Raw genomic sequence first — 7,382 nt, forward strand, 5'->3', positions numbered from 1 at the left:
CTGAAAGTTGGCACTTTTTTTATATTACAACTACAATCCATTGCATAAAAGTAATCCCAGAAAAAAATGAACTCGTCTGACATAATTACACAGCCAAGCTATAGTTCCCAGTTAAATAACTTTGAAGCAAGTGTGTTAGGTTTTTTAACAGAACAAGGTTTACCAACTGACTCTGTATTAGTTTCAGTAAATGAGCGTGTAATTGTTTTTAGAAATCTCACCGATGTACTATCAAAGATTAATGATGAGCAAAAGCCCCGTTCTGTATACATCTCTAAATATATTGCTGCTGTAGCATCAGGTTTATTTGATGCAGCATTAAATTATTTGTGGGACGAAACAATTTTAGAGTTAAGAAAGCGGGTATCTCAATATGATATTTCATATTTTTATGATAATGCCGTAAATAGTCCAGAAAAACGTAAAAATCTGAATTCAGAAGATGATTTAGTTAAAGTAAATGACAGTGAATTAATTGAGGGTGGCAGAAAGATAGGGTTAATTTCAGAGATTGGATACAAGCATTTAGATACAATCAGATATATGCGGAATTGGGTGAGTGCTGCTCATCAAAATCAGAACGAGATTACGGGTTTAAACCTAATTTCTTGGTTGGAAACCTGTATTAAAGAAGTTATTTCTTTACCTTTGTCTAATGGAACAATAGAAATACAAAAATTTCTCAAAAATATTAAAAAAAATAATATTTCCGAATCGGATGCTAAACAAATAGCAGCATTTTTTATAGAGCTTAACCAAGAACAAACTAACAATTTAGCATCAGGATTATTTGGCATATACACACGCTTAGATACAACACCACAGACAAGACAAAATCTTCATAGGCTAATACCTCATCTATGGGATAGAGTCGATGAGCAGGCACGTCAGCAATTTGGGACTAAGTATGGCAGGTTTGTTGCAAACAATGATCAACTAGAAGCAAAGCGTGCCCTCGAGTTTTTGGAAATAGTTTCAGGCAAATCATATATTCCTGAAGCTCTTTTATCCGCAGAAATAGATACTGCTGTTGATAACTTACTTAATGCTCATCGCGGGTGGGATAACTTCAATAATGAGCCACCGTTTGCAAAAGCATTAGAGATACTTATTAATGACAGGGGACAGGTTCCTCTTCAAATACGTGAAAAGTATATTTTGGGGCTAGTAGAAGTTTTTATTACTAATGGAAATGGAATTTCCCGCAATGCTGAAACTAGCTATAAGTCTCTCATTGAACGATTCGACACAACTCAAGCAGTTATGGTAATTTTGTCTTTCAATAACACAATGATTGCTAGTAAACTTCAGCATAACTTATGTCAAAGTAAGTATCGTGAACTTTTAAACATGATGAAATTAAAAGTTTCGGCTCCGGCAGTTAAGGAACTAATAGATGAAATTGAAAAATATAAAGGCCCATTACATAGGTTGAAAGAGCAATCAGATTTTAAGAAAAAAGTTGATAATATGCGAAAAATTATTTTTTAAAAGAAGTAAGTAACAATGTAGGGCACGTTAAATTTTAGCAACACACCCTACCTGTTACGATATCTTACAGCATTGGTTTACCTGCTGATTTTCATGAAACACTAGGATCATCAGCAGTTTTGATTTCTCGCAAAATTCGTTCGACTTGGTTAACTTTTTCACCTCTATTCTGTTCTTTGAAGATATTTAAAGCTTTTTCTAAAGAAGATAACGCCTCGTCTTTTTTATTCGTTTGCCACAATGCCAGTGCAAAATTAGTCAGCCCCTCGCCATAATTAGGATTAATTTCTAGAGCTTTTTTATATTCACTAATGGCTTCTTCCCAGCGACTTTGGCTTGCGTAAACCATACCCATCGCATTGTGAGCGAGAGCGTATTTTGGCTGGAGGCGAATGGCTTCTTGATAAGAGCTAATTGCTTCTTGTGGTTTCTTTTGCCGAAAAAGCACATTTCCTAATTGAAAGTGTCCGAAGGCATCGTCTGGAAATTGTTTAACGAATTTGCGAAAATTTTCCTCTGCACCCGTTAAATCTCCCTGATTAAATAAAGAATTGGCTTGTTGCAGCATCTGCGATCGCTGTGATGAACCTGTGTCTGAAAACTGTGCTAGTTTTTGTGGTTGTCTCTGTGGATACTGTTCAAACGAATCCAAAGAAACTTTTGCAGGAACCGCTAACACTAATGGTGATATCCCCATTACAGTGATAATACTCAGCGTCATGCCGCTAAAAGATTGAACAACTGCTGATTTCAGTTTGCGCTTCATCTTCATCGCCCTGAATGCCTCAATAATGTTCTATTCTTATAATAATGTGAGGATGCATTAGTAAGTCTGCAATGCACTAAAAAGTTTGTCAATACGCTAACTGCACGGTGTAATTAAAATTTTAGGTACGGGCGATCGCGCCTATTTGTTTTATAAGAATAAATTTGTATGTGCATACTTATGTATTATTTCTATGGTCATACCAACTATTTATACTTGAAATAATATTAGCTATTTCTTTATCATCAAGGTTTTTCAGTTCATCATCTTCGTTAAAGTGCAATTTAACTTGCTTTTCTCCATCTATTTTAGGTTCTAAAATCCATTTATAATAACCTTGATCGTTTTGTAAGATAAAGAAAAATAGGCAAACGGGGAATGGTAAATCTTTAAAATTTTCTAGTCTACTCAACCTATTTTTGTCTAACTTTAAAATATCATTATGCTTCTTTAAATTAGATGTAGAATCTGTTGCTTTTACTTCAATACCAAAAAGCCTTCCAGTATAAACTCCATCTTTGGTAATTGTGATTAAAAAGTCTAATCCTTGATTTAGTGTTGGCTGAGAAATAATCAAGTCATCACGACGAGTTAAGTAAACAACGGCAAGAGATTCTGCCCGTCTTCCAATATACCAAGGTGCTGTGGTTTTCATTGTTTTATCTCCAGTCTCGATCGGCAAACTTGGAAACTAACTGATTAGTATGGTATTTACTCCAAAAATCATCAACTTCCTGCCATAGCAGTTCTCTATTTCGTTTAATAATTTTAAATTGAGTAGAAAGGCTTGACAGAGATTTAAGACTTTCCCCATTTGCAGAAACCATATAACCTAACTCATGAATTTCATCGATACCTACTATATAAGTTGGTGCTGGATAAGATGCTAAACCAATTACATTTTCTTGCCGCACTTTCACCTTCAATCGGTTATATTTTTTAGTATAACCTTCTCTTGTTGTTTTCACTTGCACAAAGAAATAAGGAACAGATTTACCAGCCCCTACCAACTCTACAATAAAATCAACATATTGCCATTTGTCTCCTAAAAACTGCGGCTTGAAAATAGGGCCGGCATTAGAGTGAAATTCCGTCATTAATACTGTAAAAATTGCTTCGCCTCTTTGCCCTAGTGCATCTCTCATTTATAGACCTATTTTAATTGAGCCTATTTAGCAAAGGGTAGGCTGTTTTGCCTACCCTACATTATTAAGGATTGCTTTGTGTTAGTTTGTTGTTAACAGACTCCTATTTTGGGAAATAAATTTGCATTACTTACGCGCCTTCCCGTAACTTATCCAACACGCTTCTATCTTCTAATGTGGAAGTATCACCAGATACCTCTTGCCCAGCAGCCAGATTCCGCAATAAGCGCCGCATAATCTTACCCGATCGCGTTTTTGGCAAAGCGTCTGTAAAACGAATTTCTCCCGGACGCGCGATCGCACCAATTTCTTTAACAACGTGCTGCTTGAGTTCTTTACTCAGTTCCTCACTTCCCTGATAAGTACCTTCTAAAGTCACAAAAGCAACTACTTCTTCACCTTTGAGTTCATCAGGTTTACCAACTACTGCCGCTTCTGCAACGGCTGGGTGAGAAACTAAAGCAGATTCTACTTCCATTGTACCGAGTCGGTGTCCTGATACATTCAGTACGTCATCCACACGACCCATTACCCAGAAGTAACCGTCTTCATCTTGCCTCGCGCCATCACCAGCAAAATAAGTATAGTTCCCATCTTGGGGCGGAATGTGTTCCCAGTAGGTGCGACGGAAGCGTTCTGGATCGCCGTAGACTGTCCGCATCATTCCTGGCCAAGGATGTCGCACTGCTAGATAACCACCTTCGTTATTGGGTACAGTGTTTCCTTCTAAATCTACGACATCTGCAATAATTCCAGGGAAGGGAAGAGTTGCCGAACCCGGCTTAGTGGGGATTGCTCCTGGTAGCGGTGTAATCATGATACCGCCAGTTTCTGTTTGCCACCAAGTATCAACAATTGGACAGCGATCGCCACCAATTACTTTCTGATACCACATCCAAGCTTCTGGATTAATTGGTTCGCCAACTGTTCCTAGCAAACGCAACGAAGACAAGTTTCGCGCATTGGGATGTTGTTCGCCCATCTTAATAAATGCCCGAATTGCCGTAGGTGCAGTATAAAAAATATTAACGCCGTATTTTTCAATTACATCCCAGAAACAACCAGGATTAGAAGCACGAGGCGCACCTTCATACATTACCGTTGTTGCACCGTTGGAAAGGGGACCGTAGACAATGTAACTGTGTCCTGTAATCCAACCTACATCCGCAGTACACCAATATACATCAGTGTCTTGCAGATCGAATATCCACTTGGTGGTGATATGGGTATACAAATTATAACCAGCAGTTGTATGCACCACGCCCTTCGGTTTGCCTGTGCTGCCAGAAGTGTAGAGAATAAACAGCATATCTTCGCTGTCCATTGGTTCGGCGGGACAATCTGCTGATACTCCTTTTTGCAAATCATGCCACCAATGATCGCGTCCCCCCAATTGCATATAAGTTTCTTGTCCGGTGCGCTTGACAACTAGGACATTTTCGACGCTGGGAACAGCACCATCGGCTAAGGCTTTATCTACCTGTTCCTTGAGAGGGACGATCGCACCTTTGCGCCAACCACCATCAGCCGTAATTACCAGTTTAGCTGTGGTATCAATCAAGCGATCGCGCAAAGCTTCGGCACTAAAACCACCAAATACCACACTGTGGGGTGCGCCAATTCGGGCACAGGCTAACATAGCGATCGCAGCTTCGGGAATCATTGGCATATATATACCAACGCGAGCGCCTTTTTGTACACCCAGTTCCTTCAACACATTAGCAAACTGGCAAACTTCCCGGTGCAGTTGGGCGTAAGTTAGGGTACGGGAATCACCTGGTTCTCCTTCCCAAATCAATGCTGCTTTATTTTTGCGCCAAGTAGTGAGATGTCTGTCAAGGCAGTTGTAAGAAATATTCATCTTACCGCCAACGAACCACTTAGCAAAAGGTGGTTGCCAATCTAGCACGGTGTCCCATTTTTGGAACCATTCTAATTCTGTTTCAGCCAAATCTGCCCAAAATTGCTGCGGATCAGCTTTGGCTTTGTCATAGAGGCGCTGATAGTCTTCCAGACTTTTGATATGGGCGTTCTGTGAGAATTCCGAGCTAGGATGGAAGAGGCGATTCTCTTGTAGGATTGATTCTATAGTTGGTTGAGACATGGTTAGTTATAGTGCGATCGCTATTATTACTAAAAACTATTTTTAGCCCAGTTGTGCTAGACGGTGTTTAGATTTTCGTTAAGCTAGGTAGAAATTGCCGAGTTATTCAGTTTACATCCATTTTTTGCGATCGCAGTTGAAGATGAAGACAGAAGAATCACCGCACAGATGCATATTTTAGCAATCAACAATCCTCAAAGTACTATTATGCCCCCTTTTTGGGTTGTAGCGATCGCAATTTTGATGAGTGGCGTTGTTTTGAGCGCAGTTGGCAGTGCGATCGCACTTGTGATGATGCGGTGATGTGGGCGATGTCTACGACGGCCTATGACGCTCCTGCGTCGCTAACGCTACGCTATCGGCGTCGCACTTTTGATGATGGGTTGATACAGGCGATCGCCTCCGGTTAGTGTTTGCATAATCGCCCTACAAGCTCTATTCTGTCAGAGCATCAAGTTTAGCCAGTATTCTTAAGCCTTCTTCTGGGTTGCCAGTTGCAGCCATTGCTTTAAATCTTGTATGGGCATCAAATTCTGCTAGAGCTATGGTAGAAAGTTCTTCAATCAATTTATTGACACTGATGCCTTTGGCTTGAGCAAGTTCTTTCAATCTATTATGCTTATCGTCTGGTAAACGAATAGTTAAAGTTGCCATTTTTGTTTAACTCCTAATAATTTCTTCAGGTTTTAATATTGATAAGTTAGGAAATAACAATTCAGTATTTTGGAAATATTTGACATTGTGAGTGGCAATGATTTGAGCATTTCCGGCAACCGCTAATTCTATTAAGTGATTGTCAGCTTCGTCTTTTAAATGCGGTCGCCATAAATAGTAGATATAAACCCATTGACTTACGCTCATTAATGATGCGAGTAAAGCAGAAATTTCTTCAGTAGTTAAAGGGCATTTGGCGATAATTTCTGAGCGATGAATGACTGACTCATACTCCAAAAACAAAGCATTTCCCATCAAAGGCTGATATTCTCCTTTTAAACAGCGTCGGATTAGTTCTCTACTAAAACCTTTAGAGCTAATCAGCGCACTAATAAAAACGCTGGTATCAACTACAATTTTAATCGCCATGTAAACATGGTAGCATATACGCTGTCATGAACGTTCTAGCTAAAAGACTTAAAAGCGATCGCACTTTTGGTGATGGAGTGGATTTGGGCGATGTCTACGACGAGCTATTTGGCGTCGCATTCTGAGCAACTGTGTTAAAGCAGCGATCGCACTTTTGGTGATGGGGTGATGTGGGCGATATCTACGACGGGCTGCGCCTACGCATTTCTGGTGATGGGGTGATTTAGGCGATCGCATCTGCTACTTTACTACAGGTGATCGCACTTTTGGTAATGGTGTTTATGAGGGCGATCACTCTCGGTGCAGCACCAAAGCCTTTTTAAAATCCATTCTCTAATCTAGAAGGTTTAAACTATGAATAGTTTATTTAGTCTATTAAATTCTTTAAGTCGTATACCTTTTGGTCAATGGTTTATGATAGCTCGTTCTGCTAAAAAATTTGAAAGAAACTATCCTTATTGGGAACGTGAAACTCAAACAACAATTTCATTATGGCAAAAGCAAATCTCTTCTTATATACAAAAAATTTCGTATGAAAGGACTGAGTTATCTTATCGTACAAAAGAAGGAGAAGCTGTTAAATATGTTATTGAAAACTATCAAATTGGTAATGTAAGCAATGTATCAGGAATTATTAATGTAGGTAAAAATATTAGTAATACCACGATAGGTGTTTTAAATATAAATAATCACTACATTGAGCATCGGTGAGAGGTTAGGACAAAGTGTCTTTTGTCAATCAGTTAAAATACTCAAAACATTTAAATAAGAATGATAATCGTGTTGAGGGTAG

Annotated in this window: 10 protein-coding genes; 3 read left to right on the plus strand and 7 right to left on the minus strand. The window is 39.1% G+C overall.

The annotated features are described in order from the left end of the window. Positions 1 to 66: 66 nt before the first annotated feature. Positions 67 to 1,491, plus strand: coding sequence for a hypothetical protein (locus H6G26_RS21210; RefSeq protein ID WP_190731137.1), 1,425 nt, complete (start codon positions 67 to 69; stop codon positions 1,489 to 1,491). Positions 1,492 to 1,582: 91 nt separating this feature from the next. Here H6G26_RS21210 and H6G26_RS21215 read toward each other — a convergent pair whose 3' ends face one another. The 4 genes from H6G26_RS21215 to acs form a co-directional block, all read right to left on the minus strand. After that, positions 1,583 to 2,263, minus strand: a complete 681-nt coding sequence (locus tag H6G26_RS21215) for a tetratricopeptide repeat protein (RefSeq protein ID WP_190731138.1) — start codon at positions 2,261 to 2,263, stop codon at positions 1,583 to 1,585. A 172-nt stretch (positions 2,264 to 2,435) separates the two neighbouring features. Continuing rightward, positions 2,436 to 2,912 (minus strand): DUF4365 domain-containing protein, encoded by a 477-nt coding sequence (locus tag H6G26_RS21220; protein ID WP_190731139.1) that lies wholly within the window; start codon positions 2,910 to 2,912, stop codon positions 2,436 to 2,438. Between the two features lie 4 nt (positions 2,913 to 2,916). Continuing rightward, the gene (locus tag H6G26_RS21225) at positions 2,917 to 3,402 is read right to left on the minus strand and encodes a DUF4365 domain-containing protein (RefSeq protein WP_190731140.1); all 486 of its coding nucleotides are present in this window, start codon (positions 3,400 to 3,402) and stop codon (positions 2,917 to 2,919) included. 130 nt (positions 3,403 to 3,532) lie between these two features. After that, positions 3,533 to 5,506 (minus strand): acetate--CoA ligase, encoded by a 1,974-nt coding sequence (acs, locus tag H6G26_RS21230; protein WP_190731141.1) that lies wholly within the window; start codon positions 5,504 to 5,506, stop codon positions 3,533 to 3,535. Positions 5,507 to 5,674: 168 nt separating this feature from the next. Between acs and H6G26_RS43855 the strand changes: the two genes are divergently transcribed. Continuing rightward, complete coding sequence (locus H6G26_RS43855) at positions 5,675 to 5,809, plus strand: hypothetical protein (RefSeq protein WP_277883913.1); 135 nt, start codon at positions 5,675 to 5,677, stop codon at positions 5,807 to 5,809. A gap of 132 nt (positions 5,810 to 5,941) precedes the next feature. Here the strand turns inward: H6G26_RS43855 and H6G26_RS21235 are convergent, their stop codons facing one another. The 3 genes from H6G26_RS21235 to H6G26_RS21245 are packed head-to-tail and all read right to left on the minus strand — an operon-like array spanning position 5,942 to position 6,826. Then, the gene (locus tag H6G26_RS21235) at positions 5,942 to 6,160 is read right to left on the minus strand and encodes a toxin-antitoxin system HicB family antitoxin (protein ID WP_100897403.1); all 219 of its coding nucleotides are present in this window, start codon (positions 6,158 to 6,160) and stop codon (positions 5,942 to 5,944) included. Positions 6,161 to 6,166: 6 nt separating this feature from the next. Further along, positions 6,167 to 6,589, minus strand: coding sequence for a putative toxin-antitoxin system toxin component, PIN family (locus tag H6G26_RS21240; RefSeq protein ID WP_190731142.1), 423 nt, complete (start codon positions 6,587 to 6,589; stop codon positions 6,167 to 6,169). A gap of 48 nt (positions 6,590 to 6,637) precedes the next feature. Next, positions 6,638 to 6,826: a hypothetical protein gene (locus H6G26_RS21245; protein ID WP_190731143.1), complete on the minus strand. Its 189-nt coding sequence runs from the start codon at positions 6,824 to 6,826 to the stop codon at positions 6,638 to 6,640. Between the two features lie 117 nt (positions 6,827 to 6,943). Between H6G26_RS21245 and H6G26_RS21250 the strand changes: the two genes are divergently transcribed. Further along, positions 6,944 to 7,300 (plus strand): hypothetical protein, encoded by a 357-nt coding sequence (locus H6G26_RS21250; protein ID WP_190731144.1) that lies wholly within the window; start codon positions 6,944 to 6,946, stop codon positions 7,298 to 7,300. Positions 7,301 to 7,382: the final 82 nt, after the last annotated feature.

It is taken from the genome of Nostoc sp. FACHB-888, from assembly GCF_014696655.1.
In the GTDB taxonomy this organism is placed as follows: Bacteria; Cyanobacteriota; Cyanobacteriia; order Cyanobacteriales; family Nostocaceae; genus Nostoc.

What these genes read in the sequence shown, in the direction of transcription:
- H6G26_RS21250 (WP_190731144.1), top strand. Translation starts at nt 6,944, where the DNA reads ATGAATAGTTTATTTAGTCTATTAAATTCTTTAAGTCGTATACCTTTT.
- H6G26_RS43855 (WP_277883913.1), top strand. Translation starts at nt 5,675, where the DNA reads ATGCATATTTTAGCAATCAACAATCCTCAAAGTACTATTATGCCCCCT.
- H6G26_RS21225 (WP_190731140.1), bottom strand. Translation starts at nt 3,402, where the DNA reads ATGAGAGATGCACTAGGGCAAAGAGGCGAAGCAATTTTTACAGTATTA.
- H6G26_RS21245 (WP_190731143.1), bottom strand. Translation starts at nt 6,826, where the DNA reads ATGCGATCGCCTAAATCACCCCATCACCAGAAATGCGTAGGCGCAGCC.
- acs (WP_190731141.1), bottom strand. Translation starts at nt 5,506, where the DNA reads ATGTCTCAACCAACTATAGAATCAATCCTACAAGAGAATCGCCTCTTC.
- H6G26_RS21220 (WP_190731139.1), bottom strand. Translation starts at nt 2,912, where the DNA reads ATGAAAACCACAGCACCTTGGTATATTGGAAGACGGGCAGAATCTCTT.
- H6G26_RS21235 (WP_100897403.1), bottom strand. Translation starts at nt 6,160, where the DNA reads ATGGCAACTTTAACTATTCGTTTACCAGACGATAAGCATAATAGATTG.
- H6G26_RS21240 (WP_190731142.1), bottom strand. Translation starts at nt 6,589, where the DNA reads ATGGCGATTAAAATTGTAGTTGATACCAGCGTTTTTATTAGTGCGCTG.
- H6G26_RS21210 (WP_190731137.1), top strand. Translation starts at nt 67, where the DNA reads ATGAACTCGTCTGACATAATTACACAGCCAAGCTATAGTTCCCAGTTA.
- H6G26_RS21215 (WP_190731138.1), bottom strand. Translation starts at nt 2,263, where the DNA reads ATGAAGATGAAGCGCAAACTGAAATCAGCAGTTGTTCAATCTTTTAGC.